Raw genomic sequence first — 24,610 nt, forward strand, 5'->3', positions numbered from 1 at the left:
CCGCGCGTTACTTCTTCTTGCCGCGCTTCTCGCGCACCCGCACGGAGATGTGGATCGGCGTCCCGTCGAAGCTGAACTCCTCGCGCAGGCGGCGCTCGATGAAGCGCCGGTAGCCCGCCTCGATGAAACCGGAGGCGAACAGCACGAACCGCGGCGGCCTGGTGCCCGCCTGCGTGCCGAACAGGATGCGCGGCTGCTTGCCGCCCCGGACCGGGTGCGGGTGGGCGGCGACCAGCTCACCGAGGAAGGCGTTCAGCCTGCCCGTCGGGACCCGGGTCTCCCAGCCCGCCAGGGCCGTCTCGATCGCCGGGACCAGCTTCTCCATGTGCCGCCCGGTGCGCGCCGAGACGTTCACCCGCGGCGCCCATGACACCTGGCCGAGCTCGGTCTCGATCTCCCGCTCCAGGTAGTAGCGGCGCTCCTCGTCGAGGGTGTCCCACTTGTTGAACGCGAGGACGATCGCGCGGCCCGCCTCGACGGCCATGGTGACGATCCGCTGGTCCTGCACCGAGATGGACTCGGAGCCGTCGATCAGGATGACGGCGACCTCCGCCTTCTCTACGGCGGCGGCGGTGCGCAGCGAGGCGTAGTAGTCGGCGCCCTGCTGGAGGTGGACGCGCTTGCGGATGCCCGCCGTGTCGACGAACTTCCAGGTGACGCCGCCGAGTTCGATCAGCTCGTCGACCGGGTCACGGGTGGTGCCCGCCAGCTCGTTGACGACGACGCGCTCCTCGCCCGCCACCTTGTTCAGCAGGGACGACTTGCCGACGTTCGGGCGCCCGATCAGGGCGATGCGGCGCGGGCCGCCGATACCGGCCCCGCCGAAGGTCTGGAGCGGCGCTTCCGGCAGCACCTCGAGGACCTGGTCGAGCATGTCGCCGGTGCCCCGGCCGTGCAGCGCGGAGACCGGGTGCGGCTCCCCCAGGCCCAGCGCCCACAGGTAGGCCGCGTCGGCCTCGCCGCTCGGGCCGTCCACCTTGTTGGCGCACAGCACGACCGGCTTGCCGGCCTTGCGCAGCAGCCGGACGACGGCCTCGTCGGTGTCGGTGGCGCCCACCTTGGCGTCGACGACGAAGACGACCGCGTCGGCGGCCTCGATGGCGTACTCGGCCTGGGCCGCCACGGAGGCGTCGATGCCGAGGACGTCCTGCTCCCAGCCGCCGGTGTCGACGACCTTGAAGCGGCGGCCCGCCCACTCGGCCTCGTAGGTGACACGGTCGCGGGTGACTCCGGGCTTGTCCTCGACGACGGCCTCACGGCGCCCGATGATGCGGTTCACCAGAGTCGACTTGCCGACGTTGGGGCGGCCGACGACGGCGAGCACGGGCAGCGGGCCGTGCCCCGCCTCCTCAAGGGCGCCCTCGACGTCCTCGAGGGCGAAGCCCTCCTCCGCGGCGAGCTCCATGAACTCCGCGAACTCGGCGTCGCCGAGCGCCCCGTGGTCGTGCTCGTGCGCGCCCTCGGACGCGTCCGAGCCGTCGGGCTGGATGTGGTCGTTCATGAAGTCCGTACCTCGTCGTTCATCGTGGTGGTCGGTGGAGTACCCACCGTGGTGGCGGGCTGATCCACTACTCAGTGTCGTCTAGCGCCCGGTGAGGCGCCTGGCGTTTTCCAGGTGGGCCGCGAGCTGCTTCTGGATGCGCCCGGTGGCCTCGTCGAGCACCTTGCGCGTGCGGCGGCCGCTGTCGTCGCCCGCCTCGAAGGGCTCGCCGAAGACGACGTCGACGCGGGAGCGCAGCGGAGGCAGCCCCTTTATCAACCGTCCGGGCCGCTCGGAACTTCCCAGCACGGCGACCGGGACGATCGGGGCGCCGCTGCGCACCGCGAAGTACGCGAGCCCGGCACGCAGCGAGGCGAAGTCGCCCTCGCCCCGGCTGCCCTCCGGGAAGATGCCGAGCACGCCGCCGTTGTCCAGGACGCCGAGCGCCCGGGTGATCGCCGTGCGGTCGGTGGTGTCGCGGTCGACCTTCACCTGCCCGATGCCGAGCAGGAAGGGGTCCAGGGGCCCGATGAACGCTTCCTTCTTGATCAGGAAGTGCGTCGGCCGGGGCGCCACGCCCATGACCATCGGGCCGTCGATGTTGTGGCTGTGGTTGACCGCGAGGATCACGGGGCCGCTCGCGGGCACCCGCCAGGCTCCGAGTACGCGCGGCTTCCACAGCCCGTACATCAGGCCGACGCCGATGCGCCGCCCGACCTCGGCGCCCCGCGCCGAAGGCAGCTCGGTCACTTTCCGGCCCGCTTCTCCTCGACGAGGGTGACGACGCACTCGATGACCTGGGCCAGCGTGAGCTCGGTGGTGTCCACCTCGACGGCATCGTCCGCCTTGGCGAGCGGGGAGGTCTTGCGGCTGGAGTCGGCGGCGTCCCGCTTGATGAGGGCCTCGCGGGTGGAGTGGACGTCGGAGCCCTTCAGCTCGCCGCTGCGGCGGGCAGCGCGCGCCTCCGGGGAAGCGGTGAGGAAGACCTTGAGGTCGGCGTCGGGCAGCACGGTCGTGCCGATGTCCCGGCCCTCGACGACGATGCCCTGTTCCGCGGAGGCGGCGATCGAGCGCTGCAGCTCGGTGATCCGGGCGCGCACCTCGGGCACCGCGCTGACCGCGCTGACCTTGGAGGAGACCTCCTGGGTGCGGATCGGGCCGGCCACGTCCACGCCGTCGACCGTGATGGCCGGTCCCTCCGGGTCGGTGCCGGAGACGATCTCGGGCTTGCCCGCGGCGGCGGCGATGGCGGACGGGTCGTCGACGTCGATGCCGTTGCTCACCATCCACCAGGTGATCGCCCGGTACTGGGCGCCGGTGTCCAGGTAGCTCAGCCCGAGCTGGGCCGCCACGGCCTTCGAGGTGCTCGACTTGCCGGTGCCGGCGGGGCCGTCGATGGCGACAATCACTGGCGTGGCGCTTTCCACAGTGGGGACCTTCCTGAACCGGGCTCGGCGGGGTGAGGGCGCGAGTGCCCCGCACAAGGTTACTGGGTGCGGGTCACTCGTCCGGCCGCGGTGTGCGCGGCCTGCGGCAGACGGCTGCTACTGCCGGATCGCCCAGCCCCGCTCCCGCAGCGCAGCGCTCAGGACCGGGGCCGCCTTCGGCTCCACCATCAGCTGCACCAGACCGGCCTGCTGCCCCGTCGCGTGCTCGATCCGTACGTCCTCGATGTTGACGCCGGCCAGGCCCGCGTCGGCGAAGATCCGCGCCAGTTGTCCGGGCTGGTCGTCGATGAGCACGGCCACGACCTCGTAGGCCCGGGGCGCGGACCCGTGCTTGCCGGGGACGCGGACCTGTCCGGCGTTGCCGCGCCGCAGCACGTCCTCGATCCCGCCGGCGCCCTCGCGGCGCTTGTGGTCGTCGGAGGACTGCAGGGCGCGCAGGGCCCGCACGGTCTCCTCCAGGTCGGCGGCGACGTCCGTGAGCAGGTCGGCGACCGGCGCGGGGTTCGCGGAGAGGATGTCGATCCACATCCGGGGATCGGAGGCCGCGATCCGTGTCACGTCCCGGATGCCCTGCCCGCACAGCCGCACGGCTGCCTCCTCGGCGTGCTCCAGCCGCGCGGCGACCAGGCTGGAGACCAGGTGGGGCATGTGGGAGACGAGGGCGACGGCCCGGTCGTGGGCGTCGGCGTCCATCACCACGGGCACGGCACGGCAGTGCGAGACCAGTTCCAGGGCGAGGTTCAGCACTTCGGTGTCGGTGTCGCGGGTCGGGGTCAGCACCCAGGGGCGGCCCTCGAAGAGGTCCCCGGTCGCGGCGAGCGGGCCGGACTTCTCCCGGCCCGACATGGGGTGCGAGCCGATGTAGGCGGACAGGTCGAGGCCGTGTGCCTCCAGCTCGCGGCGCGGCCCGCCCTTGACGCTGGCGACGTCGAGGTAGCCGCGTCCCGCGCCGCGGCGCATGGCGTCGGTGAGCACGTCGGCCACGTGCGCGGGCGGGGCGGCGACGATCACGAGGTCGACGGGCCCGTCCGGCGCCTGGTCCGTGCCGGCGCCGAGCGCGGCCGCGGTACGGGCCTGCTCCGGGTCGGGGTCGGCGAGGTGCACGGTGACGCCCCGCTGGGACAGCGCCAGGGCGGCGGACGTGCCGATGAGGCCGGTGCCGATGACGAGTGCGGTCCTCACTGGGCGATGTCCTTGCGCAGGGTGGCCGCGGCGCCGAGGTAGACGTGGGCGATGTCGGCCCGGGTCCGGTCGGACTCGATGTGCGCGAGGACGCGGACGACGCGCGGCATGGCGCCCTCGATGTCCAGTTCCTGGGCGCAGATCAGCGGCACGTCGACGATGCCCAGCTTGCGGGCGGCTGCGGCCGGGAAGTCGCTGTGCAGGTCGGGCGTGGCCGTGAACCAGATGCTGATCAGGTCGTCGGCGGCGAGATCGTTGCGCTCGAGGATCTCCGTGAGCAGGGCTCCGACCTGCTCGTCCATGTGCCCGGCCTCGTCCCGTTCGAGTTGGACGGCGCCCCGGACCGCTCGTACCGCCACGGCGATGCTCCTTGCTGACGTGCGTGTCGCTCTACGTCCGACCAGCCTAGTCAGCCCGCACGGCCCCGGTGCGCGGTGCCCGCCCGGTGAGACGCCGGAATCGGCACGTTTGGGTAAGTTCAGTGCCAAGATGATGCAAATTCCGATTTGCTCCCCTTCGGTACTTTCGGAGTGACGACATGACCTACGAGACCACGCGCCGCACGGTTCTCCTCGCGACGGGTGCGACGGGCGCGGCGGCGCTCGTCGCGGCTTGCGGCGGCGGAGGCGACGACAACGGCTCCGCGTCGACGGGCTCCCCCACCGGCCAGGACGCGACGAGCGCCCCCGCCGGCCAGGTCCTGGCCAACATCGACGAGATCCCGGTCGGCGGCGGCAAGATCTTCAAGGACGAGGAGGTCGTGGTGACCCAGCCGGAGCAGGGTCGGTTCAAGGCCTTCTCGGCGATCTGCACCCACCAGCGCTGCACCGTGGGATCCGTCTCCGGCGGCACGATCAACTGCCCCTGCCACGGCAGCAAGTTCCAGATCGCCGACGGCGCGGTGGCCCAGGGCCCGGCGACGCGGCCACTGCCCGCCGAGCGGATCACTGTGGAGGGCAACTCGGTTCGCCTGGCGTGAGGGCCCGCGACCGGCTCCGCGGCGTCAGGCGTCCCACAGCGCCCCGAGGGTGAGCAGATCGGTCCGGTACTCGACGCGGTCGGCCCACTCGGTGGGCCAGGCCTCCGCACCCAGGTACGCGCCCGCGAACGCGCCCGCCAGGCAGGCGATCGAGTCCGAGTCGCCGGCGGTACAGGCGGCACGGCGCAGGGCCGTCAGCGGCTCGTCGACGAAGAGCAGGAAGCACAGCAGCCCGGTCGCCAGGGCCTCCTCGGCGATCCAGCCCTCGCCGGTGGCCAGACACGGGTCGGTCTCCGGCGAGACGGTGCGCACGGCGTGCCGGAGCCGTTCGAGGGCGTCCAGGCACTCGTCCCAGCCGCGTGCGATGAACCGCTCGGGACCCGGGTCCCCGGCCCGCCGCCAGAGGTCGCCGAGCCAGCGCTCGTGGTAGCGGCTGCGGTTCTCCAGGGCGTACGAGCGGAGCAGCCCGACCAGTCCGGTCGGCTCGGCGCCCTGCGCGAGCAGGCGTACGGCGTGTGCGGTGAGGTCGGAGGCGGCCAGCGCCGTCGGATGCCCGTGTGTCAGCGCCGCCTGCAACTGGGCGGCACCGGCCCGCTGTTCTTCACTCAGGCCGGACACCAGCCCCAGGGGAGCGACCCGCATATTGGCACCGCAGCCCTTGGAGTGGGTCTGACTGGCGTCCTGCCAGGGGCGGTCCGCGTGCTCCAGCAGGGCGCAGGCCCGCAGACAGGTGGCGCCCGGGGCGCGGTTGTTCTCCGGAGAACGGTTCCAGGTGATGAACTCCCGACGCACCGCCTCGGCCATCCCCTGAGGCCCGAGCACACCCCGGTCCATCGCGGCCCGTATGCCCCGCCCGAGCGCCAGTGTCATCTGGGTGTCGTCGGTGACGATCGCCGGCGTCGGAAGACTCATCTGCCGCCACGGGCCGCACTTGGCGAGAATCGAGGGGACGTCGTGGAACTCGGTCGGAAAGCCCAGCGCATCCCCGAGGGCCAGGCCCGTGAGTGCTCCGGTGGCGGCCTGCTTGTGGACGAGCGTGGTCATGCGGGGCGTCCTTCCCGGGTGGGCCGGAGGAGAGGCGGGTGGAGGGCGGTGGCGGTTCCGGCGCGGTACAGGGCGGCGGGTTTGCCGCGGCCGCCGGTCAGCCGGGCGGCGCCCGGGACGGCTTCGACGAAGCCGGACGTGGCGAGCACCTTGCGCCGGAAGTTGGGCCGGTCGAGCTCGGTGCCCCAGACGGTCTCGTAGACCTGCCGGAGCTCGCCGAGGGTGAACTCGGGCGGGCAGAAGGCGGTGGCGAGGCAGGTGTACTCGAGCTTGGCGCCGATCCGGTCGTGGGCGTCGGCCAGGATGCGGTCGTGGTCGAAGGCGAGCGGCCCTGCCGTGCCGTACGGCACCCAGCGGGCCTGCGCGGCGTCGCTGCCGCCGTGCGCCTCGGGAGCGTCGGGCAGCAGTGCGGCGAAGGCGACCGACACGACCCGCATCCGGGGGTCGCGGCCGGGCTCGCTGTACGTCCGCAGCTGCTCCAGATGCAGCCCCGAGACGTCGGACAGGGCGGTCTCCTCGGCGAGTTCACGCCGGGCCGCCGTCTCCGCGGACTCGTCCGGCTGCACGAACCCGCCGGGCAGGGCCCAGCACCCGGCGTACGGCTCCTGCCCGCGTTCGACGAGCAGGACGTGCAGCGCACCCTCCCGGAGGGTGAACACCGCGAGGTCGACGGTGACGGCGAAGGGTTCGTGGGCGTACTTGTCGTAGCCGTCCATGCACCCGCACCCCCCTTTAGAGTCGTACTGACTATAAAGGGGGGTGCAGGTGGCTCACAAGTCCTTGGAGACCCGCGGTCTCTAGAGGTCGACCTCCTGCATCAGCATCCCGACCTCCGTGTTGGACAACCGTCGCAGCCAGCCCGACTTCTGGTCGCCCAGGGTGATCGGCCCGAAGGCGACCCGGACCAGCTTGTCGACCGGGAAGCCGGCCTCCGCGAGCATCCGGCGCACGATGTGCTTGCGGCCCTCGTGGAGGGTGACCTCGACGAGGTAGTTCTTGCCGGTCTGCTGGACGACCCGGAAGTGGTCCGCGCGGGCGTAGCCGTCCTCCAGCTGGATGCCGTCCTTCAGCTGCTTGCCGAGGTCGCGCGGGATGGGTCCGACGATGTGCGCGAGGTAGGTCTTCTTCACGCCGTACTTCGGGTGGGTCAGCCGGTGGGCCAGCTCGCCGTGGTTGGTGAGCAGGATGACACCCTCGGTCTCGGTGTCGAGCCGGCCGACGTGGAAGAGCCGGGTCTCGCGGTTGGTGACGTAGTCGCCGAGGCACTGCCGGCCGTCCGGGTCCTCCATCGTCGACACGACACCGGCGGGCTTGTTCAGCGCGAAGAACTGGTAGCGCTGCGTGGCGACGGTCAGACCGTCGACCTTGATCTCGTCCTTCTCGGGGTCGACGCGCCGGCCCTGCTCCAGGACGATCTCGCCGTTGACCTCGACCCGGGCCTCCTCGATCAGCTCCTCGCAGGCACGCCGGGAGCCGAAGCCCGCGCGGGCGAGGACCTTTTGCAGCCGCTCGCCCTCCTGCTCGGCGCCGGGGAAGGTCTTCGGGAGCTTGACGTCCTTCTTCCCGGCGTACCGGTCGCGGTTGCGCTCCTCCGTGCGCGTCTCGTACTCGCGGGAGCGCGCCGGAGCCGTCCCGCCGGAGCGCTGGCCCTGCTTGGGACCGCCCTTGGCGCCACCGCGGGCCGAGGGGCCGCGGCCCGACTTCGGGCCGTCCTGCGTGGCGCCGGGGCCGACGTCGTAGCGCCGCTCCTCCGGGCGCGGCTTCTTCGGACGGCCGCTGCCCTGCTTGTCGTCGCGGTTGTTGCCGGCGCCGCGGAAGTTCCCGCGGCCACCGCCACTCCCGCCGCGGCCGCCGCTGTTGCCACCACGGCTCCCGCCGTTGTTTCCGCTGCTGTTCCTGCCGCTGCTGCTTCGCATCAATATTCCGTCTAGTCGTCTGCGTCGTCGGAACCCGGCGCATCGGGTGCGTCCGGGTCGAACGACGGAACCCCTTCCAGGGTCTCGGCCTCGATCGCCTCCGCCTCCGGGAGGAAGGGCGCGAGCTCCGGGAGCTCGTCCAGACCGCGCAGGCCCATCCGCTCCAGGAAGTAGTTCGTCGTCCTGTACAGGATCGCACCTGTTTCGGGTTCCGCGCCCGCCTCCTCTATCAGACCGCGCTGGAGGAGGGTGCGCATGACGCCGTCGCAGTTGACTCCACGGACGGCCGAGACCCGGCTGCGGCTGACCGGCTGGCGGTAGGCGACGACGGCCAGAGTCTCCAGGGCGGCCTGGGTGAGGCGGGCCTGCTGGCCGTCCAGCACGAAGCGCTCGACGGCCGGGGCGTACGCGGCCCGTGTGTAGAAGCGCCAGCCGTTCGCGACGTACCGCAGCTCGAAGCCGCGGCCCTGGACGGTGTACTCGTCGGCCAGCTCACGCAGGGCGTCCGCGATCTGGCGCCTGGGCCGCTCCAGTATCTTCGCGAGGTGCTCCTCGGTCGCGGGTTCGTCCACGACCATGAGGACGGCCTCCAGCGCCGGTTTCAGATCGAGACCGGCGACGGTACGCGGCCCGGCCGGCAGATCGGTCGTTCGCTCGCTCACGCCTTCTTCTCCTCCTTCGGCGGCTCGGGCGGCCGGTCGAACTCGTCGGTGACGGTCGGGGTCTCGTCCCCGTCCCCGCCGGTCCACCGCACCAGCAGCTCCCCGAGCGCGGCCTCCTGCTCCAGTGCGACGGCCTTCTCGCGGTACAGGTCCAGCAGGGCGAGGAACCTCGCCACGACGGTCAGGGTGTCGTCGGTGTCCGCCACGAGGGCCCGGAAGCTGGCCTCGCCGAGTTCCCTGAGCCGGGCCACGACGATCTGCGCCTGCTCCTGCACGCTGACCAGCGGGGCGTGGATGTGGTCGACGTAGACCTGCGGCTTGGGCTTGGGCTGCATGGCCTTCACGGCGAGCTTCGCGAAGCCCTCCGCGCCGATGCTGATGACGACGTCGGGCAGCAGCTCGGCATGGTGAGCTTCGAGCCCGACGGTACGGGGGTAGCGCCGGGCCTCGTCGTCGAGCCGCCCGCTGAAGATGTCGGCGATCTGCTTGTACGCGCGGTACTGCAGCAGCCGGGCGAACAACAGGTCTCGCGCTTCGAGCAGCGCGAGATCACCCTCGTCCTCCACCTCGGCGGCGGGCAGCAGCCGCGCGGCCTTCAGGTCGAGCAGCGTGGCGGCGACGACCAGGAACTCGGTCGTCTCGTCCAGGTCCCAGTCCGGCCCCATCGCCCGGATGTAGGCCATGAACTCGTCGGTCACCTTCGACAGCGCGACCTCGGTGACATCCAGCTTGTGCCGTGAGATCAACTGCAACAGCAGATCGAAGGGCCCTTCGAAGTTGGCGAGCCGGACCTTGAAGACCCCGTCGTCGGCCGCCTGGGCGTCACCGGCCGGGGGCGGGAGGACCGGGGCGGGCCCGGAAGGCTCCTCGGACGAGGTCGACGCACCCACGGACGGCGTCTCGGCCGCAGCCCCGCTCGGCTCACCCAGGACCACCGGCCCGGCCCAGTCCACAGGCGGCGCCAAGGGCTCGGCCGCCTCACCGGGCGGTGCCATGGGCCCGGCCGGGTCCGCCGGCCCGGGGGCCGCGGTCTCCAGGGATCCGGCCATCGAGGCTGCGGGCCCGGCGTTCGGGGGCGAGGAGCTCGGCTCGGCCCTCGGGGCGGCGGGCCCCGCATGCGCGACCGCCGTGCTCGCAGGCGACGCTCCGTACGGGACCGTCTCCGCCCGCGGCTCGACCGGCGGAGCTGTCCCGTCACTCTCCGCGGAGGGCCCGGGCAACTCGGCCGCCTCTGTCCCGGCCCGCTCGACCGGCAGAGCCGTGGGGTCGGCCTCCTCCCATGAGGGGGGCGTCTCGACCTCTTGCGGCTCAGCCGACGGAGCCGTCCGCGAAGCCCCCGGCCCCCGCCCCAGCGCACGCCGGCGGCCGGCCGGGCCGCCGGGAGGGGGTGGGGGAGCGTTCGAGGTCATGGCCTCCGCAGGCTACCGCTACCGCCCGCGCAGTCGTCGTACGAGGATGCTGGCGTCTCCGCGGGTCTCCAGGTCGGCGAGGACCACCGCGACCGCCTCACGGACGATGCGCCCGCGGTCGACGGCGAGGCCGTGCTCGCCGCGGAGCACCAGACGGGCGTGCTCGAGGTCCATGAGCTCCTCGGCCGACACGTACACCGTGATCTTCTCGTCGTGCCGCTCACGGCCGCTGGGGCGGCGCGAGGGGTTCCGCCCGCGCTTGCGGGGCGCGGCCCCCGCGGCACCGGCGGCAGAACCTTCCTGCGCCGTCTGCCGACGGGCGGAGCCGGAGCGCTCGGCGGCCGCGGAACGGCTGTGGGCCTCCCCGGCCTCGGCCGGGTCCGCATCCGCCGCGACATGCTCGGCTCCCTCGCCGTCACCGCCCTGCGCGGGCACCGACTGCGGTGCGTCCTCCGCGGCCGCTGCCGCCGCCGCGTCGCCCTCCCCCGCCGGAGCGGGCACCCGGGCGTCGCCGTTGGCCTGACGCCTGGGCTGGGACGACTGAAGCGCCATCCCCCCTGTCGTACGGAAGAGTTCGTCGGCCCCCGGCAGACTCACTCGGCGTGACACCGGGCGAGCACCTCCCTGGCGAGCTGGCGGTAGGCGGCGGCACCGACGGAGTTGGAGGCGTACGTGGTGATCGGCTCACCGGCGACCGTGGTCTCCGGGAAGCGGACCGTGCGCCCGATGACCGTGTGGTAGACGTGGTCGTCGAAGGCCTCCACCACCCGCGCGAGCACCTCACGGCTGTGCACCGTGCGCGAGTCGTACATCGTGGCGAGGATGCCGTCGAGCTCCAGCTCGGGGTTGAGCCGCTCCTGGACCTTCTCGATGGTCTCCGTCAACAGGGCCACCCCGCGCAGCGCGAAGAACTCGCACTCCAGCGGCACTATCACCTTGTGCGCGGCCGTCAGGGCGTTCACCGTGAGCAGGCCGAGCGAGGGCTGGCAGTCGATCACGATGAAGTCGTAGTCGGGCAGCAGCGGCTTCAGGGCGCGCTGCAGCGTCGACTCACGGGCGACCTCGGAGACCAGCTGGACCTCGGCCGCCGACAGGTCGATGTTGCTGGGCAGCAGGTCCATGTTGGGGACCGCCGTCTTCAGCAGCACCTCGTCGGCCGCCATCCCCCGCTCCATGAGCAGGTTGTAGACGGTGAGGTCGAGCTCCATCGGATTGACACCGAGTCCGACCGACAGCGCGCCCTGCGGGTCGAAGTCCACGAGCAGGACCCGGCGTCCGTACTCCGCGAGCGCGGCACCCAGGTTGATGGTCGACGTCGTCTTGCCGACGCCGCCCTTCTGGTTGCACATCGCGATGATCTTCGCGGGGCCGTGATCGGGCAGCGGGCCCGGGATCGGGAAGTACGGCAGCGGGCGCCCGGTCGGGCCGACGCGCTCCCGGCGCTGTCTGGCCGCGTCGGGCGCGAGAGTGGCCGCGTACTCGGGGTCCGGCTCGTACTCCGCGTCGGGGTCGTAGAAGTGCCCCTCGGGCAGTTCGTCGTAGTCGGCGAAGTGGTTGTGGGGCGCGCCACTTCCGTCGCCGGCCATGGCGTTCACGTGATGGCCATCCATCTTCTGGTGTGCAGTGTGAGTCGCCTGCTGACTCTGGTGGGCTGCGAAGGTGCGCACAGCGACGGAGCCGACAGCCTCGAACCCCGCGGGCCCCTGGCCCGGTGCAGGCATTCCTGGTTGACCACCCCCGGGAGTAAATGTCGACTCATTCACAAGTCGTCTTACCTCCTTGGTGACCAGGAAACTTCTAGACAGGTCAGCGTGGCACCATGCCGACGGTTGGCGACTCTATGGCGTGTCGGGCGTCCGCAGCAACACAATCCGCCGGACCCGGCCCGATGTGTCGGCAATGAAACATCCCGCTGTCAAGGGCGTACGGCCGTCGCACGGCAGGTTTCACCGGTGTGCGAATCGGTTGAAGGGTTACGTTCGAGGCGAGTTGCGCGAGAATCGCGAAGTGACCATACACACATCCGGCCGGACCTTGTCGGGCAAGGTCCGGCCGGGCGTGCGGCGTTGACGACCTGTGTTGACGTATCGCCTTTGCCGGTTGATGACTTAGCCGACTTACCGGCCGTCGCGTGCGGGTCGGCTGCTCAGCCGAGCAGCGAGGACAGCTCCACGTGTTCCACGCCGTGCGCCTCGGCGACCTCGCGGTAAACGACCTTGCCGTCATGGGTGTTGAGACCCTTGGCCAGCGCCGGGTCGCGGCGCAGCGCGTCCGCCCAGCCGTGGTTGGCCAGCTCGACGATGTACGGCAGTGTCGCGTTGGTCAGCGCGTAGGTGGAGGTGTTCGGCACGGCGCCGGGCATGTTGGCGACGCAGTAGAAGACCGAGTTGTGGACCCGGAAGGCCGGCTCGGCGTGGGTGGTCGGGCGGGAGTCCTCGAAGCAGCCGCCCTGGTCGATCGCGATGTCGACAAGAACACTTCCGGGCTTCATCCGCGAGACGAGCTCGTTGGTGACCAGCTTCGGGGCCTTGGCGCCGGGGATCAGCACCGCGCCGATGACGAGGTCGGCCTCCAGGCAGGCCTTCTCCAGCTCGAAGGCGTTCGAGACGACGGTCTGGATCTTCGTGCCGAAGATCTTGTCCGCCTCGCGGAGCTTGTTGATGTCCTTGTCGAGCAGGGTCACGTGGAAGCCCATGCCGATGGCGATCTGCGCGGCGTTCCAGCCGGAGACGCCGCCGCCGATCACGACGGCCCGGCCGGCCAGCACGCCGGGGACACCGCCGGGCAGCACACCGCGGCCGCCGTTGGCGCGCATCAGGTGGTAGGCGCCGACCTGCGGGGCGAGCCGGCCCGCGACCTCGGACATCGGGGCGAGCAGCGGCAGCGCGCGGCTGGGCAGCTCGACCGTCTCGTAGGCGATCGCCGTGGTGCCTGACTCCAGGAGGGCGTCCGTGCACTCCTTGGAGGCGGCCAGGTGCAGGTAGGTGAAGAGCGTCTGGTCCTTGCGGAGCCGGTGGTACTCCTCGGCGATGGGCTCCTTGACCTTCAGCAGCAGGTCGGCGGCGGCCCACACCTCGTCGGCGGTGTCCAGGATCTGCGCGCCGGCGGCGACGTACTCGGTGTCCAGGATCGAGGAGCCGACGCCGGCGCCGCGCTCGATGACGACCTGGTGGCCATGACGCACCAGCTCGTGCACGCCGGCGGGGGTGATGGCCACCCGGAACTCGTTGTTCTTGACCTCGCGGGGGATGCCGACCTTCACGTCGATCACGGTCCTTGGCTCAGAGGGTATGGGGGGTCTTACTAAGACATACCCGGGCGCGCACGGGCACACCGGGAGAGACCGCAGGAGAACGTGCGGCAGAGCCAGTCTAATGAAGGTGTTCTCGCTGTCTAGCCTTTCATTGCATCAATCTTCAGCTGATGCGGTACGGATTTCGCAGGCGTCCGGTTCATTTTGAAGGTTTGAGTCGTCGAGAATCCGCTCGGCGGCGCCCCGGTGCAGCCCGGCCGACGCGGGATCACCCAGGCGTTCGAGGGTGTCGGCGACCCGCAGGTGCAGGGCGGCCTGCAGCCGCGGGTCCTCGGCGCGCCGCGCCCACTCCACGGCCTCCCGGCAGGTGCGCAGCGACTCCTCGGGCCGGCCCGCGTACTCCTGGACCCGCGCCAGCTCGCTCAAGGCCCGGGCCTGGGCGGCCAGATCACCGTTCTTGCGGTGTCCGGCGATCGCCGCGCGCCAGTTCCGCAGGGCCTCGCCGTAGCGGCCCGCGAAGGTGTGGGCGGCGGCGATCCGCCCGTACAGCCGGGCGGCCTCCGCGCGCTCGCCCCGGGCGAGCCGCTCGACCAGCGCGCGCCCGAACCAGTCGGCGGCCCGGTCGAAGTCACCGAGCTCGAGGTGCGCGCCGCCTACGGATTCCATCGCGCGGCCGGTCGCATACGGGTCGTTCACCTCGCGCCCGGCGTCCAGCGCGGCCCGGTAACGCGCCAGGGCGTCGGCCGTGCGGCCGGTGCGGGCGTCGAGGTCGCCGAGGTTGAGCAGGGCGGCGGCACGTTCGCGGGGCAGGTCCCGGCGCTCGGCGACGCCGAGGACCATGCGGTGGATGTCGTAGAGGTCGGGCGCGGCGGCCTGGGTGCCGATGTGGGCCGCCATGGCCCGCACCAGCTGGGACATCAGCCGTCGGGCCAGGGTGTCCAGCTCCCCGTCGGCTACCGCGAGCCGGGCCGAGGCCAGCAGGGCGGGCCGGGTCAGACGCAGCCAGTCGGCGGCCGCCCGCGGGGTGGGAAAGCGCAGGGCGCGCGGCATGTCGAGGAGCTTCTGGCGCGCCTGGGCACTGTCGGTCTCGGTGATCGCCCGGCAGGCCTGGAGCAGCCGTACGGTCCGCTCCAGCATGCGGGCGCGGGCCAGCTGGAGCTCGGCCGGGCGTTCGTGGCGCTCGGCGAGGATCTTGAGCTGTGGGTGCAGGCAGCCGGGCACCTCGTACTGCGGCAGCGGGGAGTCCACCGCGTGCAGGAAGCCCAGCGCGACGAAGTCGTCGAGGACGGTGCGAGCGCTGCCGACCGAGCAGCCGACGAGAGCGGAGGCGGCCTGCGGGTCGACCAGTCCGGCCGGGGCGAGGGCGAGCAGGCGCAGCATCCGGGCGGCGGTCGAGGGCAGAGCGGCGTAGGCGAGCCGGAAGACCCGGGTCAGGGCGGTGCCCTCGGTGTCCTCGGCGCGCAGCTGCTTGGCGAGGTCGGAGACGGCGGCCTTGGGGCGGGCCGCGAGCCAGCCGCCCGCCAGCATCAGCGCGGCGGGCTGGCCCTGGCACTCCTCGGCGAGCCCCTCGGCGGCCCGGGGGTCGACGGTGATCCGGACCGAGCCGGTGTGCCGGGTCAGCAGTTCCACGCCCGACTTGGCGTCCAGGCCGCCCAGGGTGCAGGGGCGGACGTCGGAGATGCCGGTCAGCGGGCCGTCGGAGACCGCGACGACGAGGCAGTCCGGGGTGTCGGGCAGCAGGGCGTCGACCTGCTCGGCGTCGGCGGCGTCGTCCAGCAGGAGCAGGGCGCGGCGGTCGGCCAGGGCGGTGCGCAGGGCGTCGGCGAGGTCGTCCTCGGCTGCCCCGGCCGGCGCCTCCTCGTCCAGGGCGATGAGCAGGTCTCGGGCGGCGCGTCCGACGGGTACGGGGGTGCCGTCGGGGTCGGTCAGGCGGGCGCGCAGCACCCCGTCGGGGTAACGGTCCGCGACCTGCCGTACGAGTTCCCCGGCGAGTGCGGTGCGGCCCGAGCCGGGCCGGCCGGCGATGAGCAGCACGCGCGCGCGGGGTGGCTTGCGGCCGGCCAGGGTGTCCAGTCCGGCGCGCTCGATGTCGGCGCGCAGTTCCTTCAACTCCCGTGTGCGGCCCAGGAACTCGCTCGTCCCGCCAGCGCGCCCGGCCGGCCGCACGTCGCCTGTCTCCACGACCTGATCCGTCACGGGCCACACTCCCGTCCCACCGCACACGCGAGCCCGCCGGGACTCCGGGTCGGGCGTGCTCCAGAGCCTAGTTCACGCTCTGCAACGGCCCGGGTGGAGCACGGCGGGCGGGACGACCACTTCCCCCGATCGGATCAGCAGACGGTAGGACTGACAGCGTCAGGGGCGCGCCCCGAAGGGGCGCGGGGAACTGCGCGACCAGCCACGAGGGTGCCGCACCCGGCCGACAACACGCGCGGCACCCCTCGCGGAGCGCTACGCCTCGAACGGACGCGCCGGCCACGGCGCCTGTGCCGGACGCAAGGCGTCCAGACCGTCGCCACCGCGCGCGGCGACCAGGGACAGCACGCCCACGACGAGGCAGTTGTTGTGGAGCTCGCCGGCCAGTACGCCCCGGACGAGGTCCGCCACCGGCACCCGGTCGAGTTCCATGTCGGCCTCTTCCTCCTCGACCGCGAAGCGCTCGCCCTCGGCCTCGGACAGATCGCGCGCGAGGAAGATCCGGACGGCCTCGTCGCAGCCGCCGGGCGTGGTGTAGACGTCGGTCAGCACCCGCCAGTCCTCGGCCTTGACGTGCGCCTCCTCGTACAGCTCGCGCTGCGCTGCGTGCAGCGGGTTCTCACCGGGGACGTCGAGCAGTCCGGCCGGGATCTCCCACAGCTTGTGGCGCACGGGGTGGCGGTACTGGCGCAGGACCAGGACGCGGTCGGCCTCGTCGAGGGCCAGGACCGCCACGGAGCCCGGGTGGACCTGGTAGTCACGGCCGACCACGGTGCCGTCGGGCATGACCACGTCGTCGGTGCGGACGGAGGTCTTGTTGCCCACGAAGGGGGTCTGCGTCGCCCGGATCTCCCACTCCTGCGGGCTGTCCTTGATCGTCATGCCTGTCCTTCCACGTGCCGCACGACCTGCCGAAACGAAACCGGGGTGCACACCCTTTGAAGGGATGCACCCCGGCCACCGTACAACTGGTGTGTTACTTCGAAGTCTTCCGCTCGACCGAGGCCTTGACGAGCCCGGCGAACAGCGGATGCGGACGCGTCGGGCGCGAGCGCAGCTCCGGGTGGGCCTGCGTGGCGACCAGGTACGGGTGGACGTCACGCGGGTACTCGACGTACTCGACGAGCTTGCCGTCCGGCGAGGTGCCGGAGAACAGGATGCCCGCCTGCTTCTCCAGTTCGGCGCGGTAGGCGTTGTTCACCTCGTAGCGGTGCCGGTGGCGCTCCTCGACGTACTCCTTGCCGTCGTACACCTCGCGCACGATCGAGCCCTCGGCCAGCTTGGCCGGGTACATGCCGAGCCGCATGGTGCCGCCCATGTCACCCTCACCGGCGACGATGTCGAGCTGCTCGGCCATGGTGGAGATGACCGGGTGGGAGGTGGCCGGGTCGAACTCGGTGGAGTTGGCGTCGGTGATGTCCGCGAGGTTGCGCGCGGCCTCGATCACGATGCACTGCAGGCCGAGGCAGAGGCCGAGCAGCGGGATCTTGTTCTCGCGGGCGTACTTGATCGCGCCGACCTTGCCGAGCACACCGCGGTCACCGAAGCCGCCGGGGATGCAGATGCCGTCGACGTCGCCGAGCTGCGCCGCGGCGCCGGCCGGGGTCTTGCAGTCGTCGGAGGTGACCCACTTGATCTTCACGCGGGCCCGGTTGGCGAAGCCGCCGGCGCGCAGTGCCTCGGTGACCGACAGGTAGGCGTCGGGCAGGTCGATGTACTTGCCGACCAGGGCGAGGGTGATCTCGTGGTCGGGGTTGTGGACGCGGTCGAGCAGGTCGTCCCAGGTCGTCCAGTCCACGTCGCGGAACGGCAGGTCGAGCTTGCGCACGACGTAGGCGTCCAGACCCTCGCCGTGCACGGTCTTCGGGATGTCGTAGATCGAGCGTGCGTCGGGGCAGGCGACGACGGCGGCCTCGTCGACGTCGCACATCAGCGAGATCTTCCGCTTGATGGCGGTGGGGACCTCACGGTCGCAGCGCAGCACGATCGCGTCCGGCTGGATACCGATGTTGCGCAGGGCCGCAACCGAGTGCTGGGTGGGCTTCGTCTTCAGCTCACCCGAGGGGCCGATGTAGGGCAGGAGCGAGATATGGACGACGAAGACGTTGTCACGGCCGACCTCGTGCCGGACCTGGCGGACGGTCTCCAGGAACGGCAGCGACTCGATGTCGCCGACCGTGCCGCCGACCTCGGTGATCACGACGTCGACCTCGTCCGTCGCCATGCGACGGATGCGGTGCTTGATCTCGTTGGTGATGTGCGGGATGACCTGCACGGTGTCACCCAGGTACTCGCCTCGGCGCTCCTTGGCGATCACCGTGTTGTACACCTGGCCGGTGGTCACGTTGGCGGAGCCGTCGAGGTCGCGGTCGAGGAAGCGCTCGTAGTGGCCGATGTCCAGGTCGGTCTCGGCGCCGTCGTTGGTGACGAACACCTCACCGTGCTGGAAGGGGTTCATCGTCCCCGGGTCCACGTTCAGGTAGGGGTCGAGCTTCTGCATCACGACGCGCAGGCCCCGGGCCTTGAGCAGCATGCCGAGGCTGGAGGCCGTCAGGCCCTTGCCGAGCGAGGAGGCGACACCCCCGGTGACGAAGATGTGCTTGGTCGTCGAATTACGAAAAGCGGCGGGCGGCATGGCCAAGACGGGGCTCCCGTGGTCGCGGTCTGGGGGTGCGGTGCGGCTGCCCGCCGGAAATCTCCGGGGTGCCGTCGCTGCGGTTCGGGGGTTCCCTGTCGGGAAGGGGCCCACCGGTCCACGGGCTACCAGCGTATCAGCGCCGCGGGGCGATGGCTTCCGGCCACGCTCCGCACACATCCCGACACGGAGGCGACCACCCTCACCGGTCTCTCACCCGTTGCTCACTCGTTCGGCGTACTCGCCTTGCCAGGACGGGCACCCGGATCATCCGCATGCGTCGTATCCTGCTCGGACACTCGCTGCCGAGCCCGTCCGGCCCAACGGCACCACCCCCCGCCCGTAAGCACCGGAACAACGTGAGCTCGTCAGTTCGTTGAGCAACAATTGGCGCTTTGCATCACGGCTGATTGACCTGTTTTGCTTCATCGCTCAACGACGCATTGCAAGACCTGCTGAAACCCCCCTTGACCGCACTAGCGACAGCCCCCTCGTGGGGTGACGTGGCCGTTCGACTGGAGTTGCACGTGGCCGGGCGCATCGAAGACTACGCACTCATCGGAGACATGCAGACCGCCGCCCTGGTCTGCCGGGACGGCACAGTCGACTGGCTGTGCCTGCCCCGCTTCGACTCGCACGCCATCTTCGCCGGCCTGCTGGGCACCGAGGAACACGGCTTCTGGCGGCTGGGTCCCGCGCATGCCTCCGACCAGCAGCCACCCACCGCGGCCCGGCGCAGCTACCGGGGCGACTCGCTGATCCTGGAGTCCGAGTGGGACACCCAGCGGGGCACGGTCCGGGTGACGGACTTCATGCCGCCGCGTGACGGCGCCCCGCAGCTGATCCGGATCGTGGAGGGCGTCTCGGGCCGGGTGCCGATGCGCTCGGCGCTCAGGATGCGGTTCTCCTACGGGCGGGTGGTGCCGTGGGTGCACAAGCACGAGGGGCGCACGGTGGCCGTCGCGGGCCCCGACTCCGTGTGGTTCGACACATCCGCGGAGACCTACGGCAAGTCTCTGACGACGTACGCCGACTTCACGGTCGCGCCGGGCGAGCGGATCGCGTTCACGATCTCCTGGGAGCCCTCGCACAAGGAGCCGCCGCCGCTGCCCGAGCCGGAGCAGTCGCTGGAGGCCACGGAGGACTTCTGGCGCGAGTGGGTCGACCACTGTACGTACCACGGCCCCTACCGGGAGGCAGTGGTCCGCTCGCTGATCACGCTGAAGGCCCTGACCTACGCACCGACCGGCGGCATCGTCGCCGCGCCGACCACCTCCCTGCCGGAGGACATCGGCGGCGTCCGCAACTGGGACTACCGCTACACCTGGCTGCGGGACGCGGCGATCACGCTGTCCTCGCTGCTGCGCACCGGCTACCGCGAGGAGGCCCGCGCCTGGCGGGAGTGGCTGCTGCGGGCCGTGGCAGGCGACCCGGAGAACCTGCAGATCATGTACGGCATCGCCGGCGAGCGCGAGCTCGGCGAGGCGGAGCTGGACTGGCTGCCGGGCTACGAGGACTCCGGCCCGGTCCGGGTCGGCAACGGCGCGGCCCACCAGCTCCAGCTCGACGTGTACGGCGAGGTCACCGAGGCCCTGCACCTGGCCCACATGACGGGCCTCGCGCGCAACGACTACGCCTCGCTGCTCCAGCTGAAGCTGATCCGCTACCTGGAGGACCACTGGCAGGAGCCGGACGAGGGCATCTGGGAGGTGCGCGGCCCGCGCCGCCACTTCGTGCACTCCAAGGTGATGGCCTGGGTCGCCGTCGACCGCACGATCAAGCTGATCGAGTCCGGTGACGCGGACGGCCCGCTGGAGCGCTGGCGGGAGCTGCGCGACGACATCCACCGGGACGTCTGCGAGCGGGGCTACGACAAGGAGCGCAACACCTTCACCCAGTCGTACGGCTCGAAGGAGCTGGACGCCTCCCTGTTGCTCATCCCGCAGATGGGCTTCCTGCCGCCGGACGACAAGCGGGTCATCGGCACGATCGAGGCGATCCAGCGCGAGCTGTCCACGTCGGACGGCTTCATCCTGCGCTACCCGACCACCAGCAGCGACGAGAACGTCGACGGCCTGCCCGGCGACGAGGGGGCCTTCCTGGCCTGCTCGTTCTGGATGGCCGACGACCTGGCGATGATCGGCCGCGTGGACGAGGCCCGCAAGCTGTTCGAGAAGCTGCTGTCCCTGCGCAACGACCTCGGTCTGCTGGCCGAGGAGTGGGACCCGCGCCTGCAGCGCCAGGTGGGCAACTTCCCGCAGGCGTTCAGCCACGTGCCGCTCATCGACACGGCGCTGCGTCTGACGGCCTCGGGCGCCTACGGCGGCTGAGCGGGGCCGCCCGCGGGGGTGTCACCGCGGCCTGAGAGCCGTGAGCGTGCGCTCCCCCGCGGAGTCCCCGGCCGTGGCCGGGACCAGGGCGATCTCGTCCAGTCCGGCCTCGGCGTAGGCGTCGATGCGGGCGTGGACGGTGTCGGCGTCGCCGACCAGGGCGACCGTGCCGGCGGCCTCGGGCGGCAGGGCCCGCAGCAGGGTGTCCGGGTCGGCGCCCTTGGCGGCCAGCTCGACGACCTCGGCGAACCCCGCGTCGACGAACATGTCGCTGTAGCCGGGCACAGCGAGGTAGCCGACGACGCTGCGCAGAACCTGCGTGAGCGTCTCCGGCTCCGGATCGACGGCGGCGGGCAGCCAGGCGGCCAGCCGCGGTGGCGTACGGCCCGCCTTGTCGGCCGCGGCGAGCATCCTGTCCCGCAGCACGCGGACCTGCCCGGGCGAGACGAGGTCGAGCAGCATCCGGTCGGCGTGCGCGACGGCCGTGGCGACCGCGCGCTCTCCGAACGCCGCGACGGTGACCATGCCTCCGGGCGGCGGCAGCCGGCGCGGGAAGCCGCTGCCGGGCACGACCGGCTCGCCGGGCGCACTGTGCATCAGCGCCCGTACGGCCGCCGCCGACTCCTCCAGGGCCGCTGCGGGCCGGGTGCGCGGCCTGCCGTGCACACCCTCGACGACCCGCCTGCTGGACGTGCCCAGGGCCACGCCGACGGGCCGGCCGGTGACGGCCGCGGTCGAGGCGGCGCCCCGGACGATGGTGAGCGGGTCCCTCACCGACACCGGCACGGGCCCGGCGGTCAGCGCGGCCTGCTCGGTGGCCGCGCCGATCGCCGCCGCCAGGACGAACGAGTCCCACGTCGGTCCCTCGCCCGCCCACACCTCCCGGTACCCGAGCCGGTCGGCGAGCACCGCGACCCGCAACGGCTCCTCGACCGGACTGTCGTCCTCCCGCCCCACGGCGACCACGCTTATGTCCATGACAGCGCCCGTACCCGGTCGGCCGCGCCGTATCCCGGGGAGATCCACCGCAACATCCACGAGCTGATCGTCTCGGTGCCCCTGCCCAGATGTCCGGGAGGCACCCGCGCGGGTAGCGTCCGGCACATGGACAGCGGGACGGACAGCGGTTACGACACCCAGGGCGCCGGGATCACCGTGCAGCGGGCGCTGGAGCTGCCGGGGCTGCGCAGCGGGCTGCCCGAGGTGCTGGCGGGCGCCGAGCGGCTCGGGCGGACCGTGCGCTGGGTGCACGCGGGCGAGGTGCCGCACATCGCCTCACTGCTCAAGGGCGGCGAACTCCTGCTGACCACCGGCTACGGCCTCGGCACCCGCCCCGCCGAGCAGCGGGCGTTCGTGCGCACCCTGGCCGAGCGCGGCATCGCGGCCCTGGTCGTGGAGCTCGGTCCGCGCTTCACCCGGCTTCCCGCGGCCCTCGTCGACACGGCACGCGCGGCCGGGCTGCCGCTCGTCCAACTGCACCGAGAGGTGCCGTTCGTCACGGTGACGGAGGAGGTCCACACCGAGATCGTCAACGGTCATTACGCCCTGCTCCAGCGGGCCGAGGAGGTGCACCGGCGGTGCACGCAGGCCGTGCTGGGCGGCGGCGGTGTGCCCCAAGTGCTGGGCATCCTGGCCGAATTCGCCGGCAATCCCGTGTTCCTGGAGACGGCGGACGGGCAGTTGCTGTACGCGGCCGGGGCCGGTCCCCAGGGCGCGGACCCGCTCCAGGTGTGGGAGGGGCTGCGCGGGCAGCACAAGGACGGGGAGCCGCCGCTCGCGGGCTCGGTGCTCGTGGACGTGCCGGGCGGCGGGCCCGGCAGCGGGGGCGTCCGGGCGCGTCTGGTCCTGCTGCCCGTGCGGACTCCCCTGACGCCCGTGCACCGGATGGCCGCCGAGCGGGCCGCGGGCATCCTGGCCGTGGTGCTGATGCAGGCACGGCAGGAGGAGGAACTGGCGGCGCGCGGACGCGGCGACTTCCTCACGGACCTCGCCGAGGGCCGGGTCACGGCGGAGGACGCCCCGGCGCAGGCACGCGTGCTGGGCTTCAGGCCGGGCGACGGCCCGCTGCTGCCGGTGGTCATGCGGCTCGGGGACGCGCTGTCCACGGACGCGGGTGCCGCCCGCTCGGGCGGAGCCGGGAGCGGGGGCGGCCGGGCCGTGCCGGTCCGGGCGATCTCGGAGGAGCTGGCGTCGGTGGGCGTGCCGGTGCTGCTAGGGGTGCGGCCGGTGGAGGGCCGGGTGCTGGTGCTGCTCGGGCTGCGCGCGGAGTCGGACCGGGCGGCGGTCGCTGACCGGGCCGCGGCGGCGCTGCGGGCCGGTGTGGGCCGGGCCGGACTGCCGCGGCCGGGCGGGCAGCCGCCCGTGGTGGTCGTCGGGATGGCCGGCGGCTGGACGGCGGCGGCCTCGGGCCTGCGGCACGCGGCCGAGACGGCCACGGCGGCCCGTGGCCTGCCGGACCGGCCCTGGTACGACGCCCGCCGCCTCGACATCGACCTGCTGCTGTGGCGGCTGCGCGACCATCCGGACCTGGCGGCCTTCGTCGACCGCGCCCTCGGCCCGCTCCTGGAGCACGACCGCCGCTCCCGGCCGCCGCTGCTGCCCACCCTGACGACCTACCTGGCCCACGCGGGACGCAAGGCGGAGACGGCCCGTGAGCTCCATCTCAACCGGCAGACTTTGTACAACCGCCTGGCGCGTATCGGGGAGTTGCTGGGCACGGACCTCGACGACCCGCAGACGGTCCTGGCCCTGAGCCTGGCCCTGCGGGCCCGCAGGCACGTGCCCTAGGGGTGTCAGGAGAGCGGCTGGGGCTGGGTCAACTCGTCGTACACGCTGAGCACTTGGGCGACCGTCTCGTCCTCGGTCGGCCAGGTGGCGGCCTGCCGGGTGCCCCTGGCCGTCAGCAGTTCCCGGCCCGCCCGGTCGCCGAGCAGCCGTACGACGGAGTCGGCGAGGGCCTTGGCGTCCCCGTACGGGACGAGTTCGGCCGCGTCGCCGACGAGTTCGGGGATGCCGCCGACATGCGTCGCAACGAGCGGCACGCGCGCGCGCAGGGCCTCCTGGGCGAGGACGGAGCGCGCCTCCCAGCGGCTCGGCAGGAGGGCGAGGTCGGCGGCGGCGAGCAGGTCGGTGACGTCGTCGCGCCGCCCGATGAGCCGGACCGGCAGTCCCTCCTCCTCGATCCGCCGCTGGAGTTCACCGCGCAGGGGACCCTCTCCGGCGATCACGACCAGGGGCACGGGATCGAGGCGGCGCCAGGCGCGCGCGGCGTCCAGCAGCACGTCGTATCCGCGGTGGTGTTCCAGGGAGCCGACGGCCATCAGCAACGGCCGTCCGATGGCTCCGAGTTCGGCGCGCACCTTGGGCCGCCGGCGGTCGGGGTCGTCGGGCTCGCGGGGCCTGCGGGGGCCGGGCAGCGCGACGGCCGCGAGCCGTGCGTCCCGCGCGCCGGTGAGCCGAGCCCGGTCCACGAGCGCCGAGGTCGTGCCCAGTACCACGGTGGCCGCCTTCACGACCCTCCGCTCCAGCACGCGCAGCATGTGGGCCCGTGCCCCGTCGGCGTGTGCCCGGTCGTGCCACGTGACGACGAGCGGAGTGCGTACGCGCCGCCCGCTGAGGGCGAGCACGGTGCGGAAGGAGGCGTGCAGCCCGTGCGCGTGCACCAGATCGGCGCCGGCGCAGGCCGCCCGCAGGGTGGCCACCGACACCGGGTCGCTGCTGCGCGGGACGTGCACGTGGTCGGCGCCGACACCGCTGAAGTCGTATGCGTGATCGGCCTCATAGGGGGCGCACACCGTGACTTTCACGCCCCGGGCGACGAGCCCCGCGGCCAGCGAGCGCACATGCGCGCTGCTGGCGGCATTGCCTCCGCCCAGCACCTGCACGGTGCGCAGCGGCGACTGGCCATGCGGTGAGTGGCTGCTCACGGGGGTCACGTGGCCGGGCTCCTGGTTCGGGTCGGGCGGTCACGACGCGTACTCCGCCAAGGATGCCAGGCCATAGGGGGGTTCCGGGAACGCCGGGACCCCTGCGGCACGACAGTGGGGCGCGGCATCGGGGCAATGCGCCGGGCCGGG

Annotated in this window: 21 protein-coding genes; 3 read left to right on the forward strand and 18 right to left on the reverse strand. The window is 72.3% G+C overall.

What is annotated here, in order from left to right; genetic code table 11:
- Positions 1–7: 7 nt before the first annotated feature.
- The 5 genes from der to aroH all read right to left on the reverse strand — a co-directional run bounded on the left by der (position 8) and on the right by aroH (position 4,469).
- Positions 8–1,501, reverse strand: a complete 1,494-nt coding sequence (der, locus tag IO24_RS0131910) for a ribosome biogenesis GTPase Der (protein ID WP_031141750.1) — start codon at positions 1,499–1,501, stop codon at positions 8–10.
- A gap of 81 nt (positions 1,502–1,582) precedes the next feature.
- Positions 1,583–2,230: a lysophospholipid acyltransferase family protein gene (locus IO24_RS0131915; RefSeq protein ID WP_031141752.1), complete on the reverse strand. Its 648-nt coding sequence runs from the start codon at positions 2,228–2,230 to the stop codon at positions 1,583–1,585.
- Positions 2,227–2,889: a (d)CMP kinase gene (cmk, locus tag IO24_RS0131920; RefSeq protein ID WP_420823235.1), complete on the reverse strand. Its 663-nt coding sequence runs from the start codon at positions 2,887–2,889 to the stop codon at positions 2,227–2,229. The genes IO24_RS0131915 and cmk overlap by 4 nt, the downstream gene beginning before the upstream one ends.
- Before the next feature lie 135 nt (positions 2,890–3,024).
- A complete protein-coding gene (locus tag IO24_RS0131925; protein WP_031141756.1) occupies positions 3,025–4,110 on the reverse strand; it encodes a prephenate dehydrogenase in 1,086 nt (361 codons plus the stop codon).
- On the reverse strand, positions 4,107–4,469 hold the full coding sequence (gene aroH, locus IO24_RS0131930) for a chorismate mutase (protein ID WP_031141758.1): 363 nt from the start codon (positions 4,467–4,469) through the stop codon (positions 4,107–4,109). Before aroH ends, IO24_RS0131925 begins: the two co-directional genes overlap by 4 nt.
- A 179-nt stretch (positions 4,470–4,648) precedes the next feature.
- On the opposite strand from aroH, the gene IO24_RS0131935 reads away from it, so the two are divergent.
- Entirely contained in the window at positions 4,649–5,089 is a 441-nt protein-coding gene (locus IO24_RS0131935; RefSeq protein WP_031141760.1) for a Rieske (2Fe-2S) protein, read from the forward strand.
- A gap of 24 nt (positions 5,090–5,113) precedes the next feature.
- Here the strand turns inward: IO24_RS0131935 and IO24_RS0131940 are convergent, their stop codons facing one another.
- From IO24_RS0131940 to IO24_RS0131990, 11 genes are all read right to left on the reverse strand, one after another.
- Positions 5,114–6,133 (reverse strand): ADP-ribosylglycohydrolase family protein, encoded by a 1,020-nt coding sequence (locus IO24_RS0131940; protein ID WP_031141762.1) that lies wholly within the window; start codon positions 6,131–6,133, stop codon positions 5,114–5,116.
- On the reverse strand, positions 6,130–6,849 hold the full coding sequence (locus IO24_RS0131945; protein WP_031141764.1) for an NUDIX hydrolase: 720 nt from the start codon (positions 6,847–6,849) through the stop codon (positions 6,130–6,132). The genes IO24_RS0131940 and IO24_RS0131945 overlap by 4 nt, the downstream gene beginning before the upstream one ends.
- Positions 6,850–6,930: 81 nt before the next feature.
- Positions 6,931–8,049 (reverse strand): pseudouridine synthase, encoded by a 1,119-nt coding sequence (locus IO24_RS0131950; RefSeq protein WP_031141766.1) that lies wholly within the window; start codon positions 8,047–8,049, stop codon positions 6,931–6,933.
- An 11-nt stretch (positions 8,050–8,060) separates the two neighbouring features.
- Positions 8,061–8,711 carry an SMC-Scp complex subunit ScpB gene (gene scpB / locus IO24_RS0131955; RefSeq protein ID WP_031141768.1) on the reverse strand — a complete coding sequence of 217 codons (651 nt, stop codon included), beginning with the start codon at positions 8,709–8,711 and terminating at the stop codon, positions 8,061–8,063.
- Positions 8,708–9,760, reverse strand: a complete 1,053-nt coding sequence (locus IO24_RS0131960; RefSeq protein WP_107063061.1) for a segregation/condensation protein A — start codon at positions 9,758–9,760, stop codon at positions 8,708–8,710. Before IO24_RS0131960 ends, scpB begins: the two co-directional genes overlap by 4 nt.
- A 378-nt stretch (positions 9,761–10,138) precedes the next feature.
- On the reverse strand, positions 10,139–10,729 hold the full coding sequence (locus IO24_RS0131965; RefSeq protein ID WP_031141772.1) for a hypothetical protein: 591 nt from the start codon (positions 10,727–10,729) through the stop codon (positions 10,139–10,141).
- Entirely contained in the window at positions 10,714–11,841 is a 1,128-nt protein-coding gene (locus IO24_RS0131970; RefSeq protein WP_078899435.1) for a ParA family protein, read from the reverse strand. The genes IO24_RS0131965 and IO24_RS0131970 overlap by 16 nt, the downstream gene beginning before the upstream one ends.
- Positions 11,842–12,266: 425 nt before the next feature.
- Positions 12,267–13,391 carry an alanine dehydrogenase gene (gene ald, locus IO24_RS0131975; protein WP_031141775.1) on the reverse strand — a complete coding sequence of 375 codons (1,125 nt, stop codon included), beginning with the start codon at positions 13,389–13,391 and terminating at the stop codon, positions 12,267–12,269.
- Between the two features lie 138 nt (positions 13,392–13,529).
- Positions 13,530–15,569, reverse strand: coding sequence for a tetratricopeptide repeat protein (locus tag IO24_RS0131980; protein WP_031141777.1), 2,040 nt, complete (start codon positions 15,567–15,569; stop codon positions 13,530–13,532).
- Positions 15,570–15,824: 255 nt separating this feature from the next.
- On the reverse strand, positions 15,825–16,451 hold the full coding sequence (locus tag IO24_RS0131985) for an NUDIX domain-containing protein (protein ID WP_031141779.1): 627 nt from the start codon (positions 16,449–16,451) through the stop codon (positions 15,825–15,827).
- 94 nt (positions 16,452–16,545) lie between these two features.
- Positions 16,546–18,204, reverse strand: coding sequence for a CTP synthase (locus IO24_RS0131990; RefSeq protein WP_031141781.1), 1,659 nt, complete (start codon positions 18,202–18,204; stop codon positions 16,546–16,548).
- 527 nt (positions 18,205–18,731) lie between these two features.
- Here IO24_RS0131990 and IO24_RS0131995 point away from each other — a divergent pair.
- The gene (locus IO24_RS0131995; RefSeq protein ID WP_031141784.1) at positions 18,732–20,534 is read left to right on the forward strand and encodes a glycoside hydrolase family 15 protein; all 1,803 of its coding nucleotides are present in this window, start codon (positions 18,732–18,734) and stop codon (positions 20,532–20,534) included.
- A 21-nt stretch (positions 20,535–20,555) separates the two neighbouring features.
- Here the strand turns inward: IO24_RS0131995 and IO24_RS0132000 are convergent, their stop codons facing one another.
- On the reverse strand, positions 20,556–21,512 hold the full coding sequence (locus IO24_RS0132000) for an LLM class F420-dependent oxidoreductase (protein WP_031141786.1): 957 nt from the start codon (positions 21,510–21,512) through the stop codon (positions 20,556–20,558).
- Between the two features lie 126 nt (positions 21,513–21,638).
- Between IO24_RS0132000 and IO24_RS0132005 the strand changes: the two genes are divergently transcribed.
- Entirely contained in the window at positions 21,639–23,321 is a 1,683-nt protein-coding gene (locus IO24_RS0132005; protein ID WP_031141788.1) for a PucR family transcriptional regulator, read from the forward strand.
- 5 nt (positions 23,322–23,326) lie between these two features.
- On the opposite strand, the gene IO24_RS0132010 is transcribed toward IO24_RS0132005, so the two are convergent.
- On the reverse strand, positions 23,327–24,469 hold the full coding sequence (locus IO24_RS0132010; RefSeq protein ID WP_031141790.1) for a glycosyltransferase family 4 protein: 1,143 nt from the start codon (positions 24,467–24,469) through the stop codon (positions 23,327–23,329).
- Between the last annotated feature and the right edge of the window lie 141 nt (positions 24,470–24,610).

The organism is Streptomyces flavovariabilis (assembly GCF_000725785.1).
Lineage (GTDB): Bacteria > Actinomycetota > Actinomycetes > Streptomycetales > Streptomycetaceae > Streptomyces > Streptomyces hawaiiensis.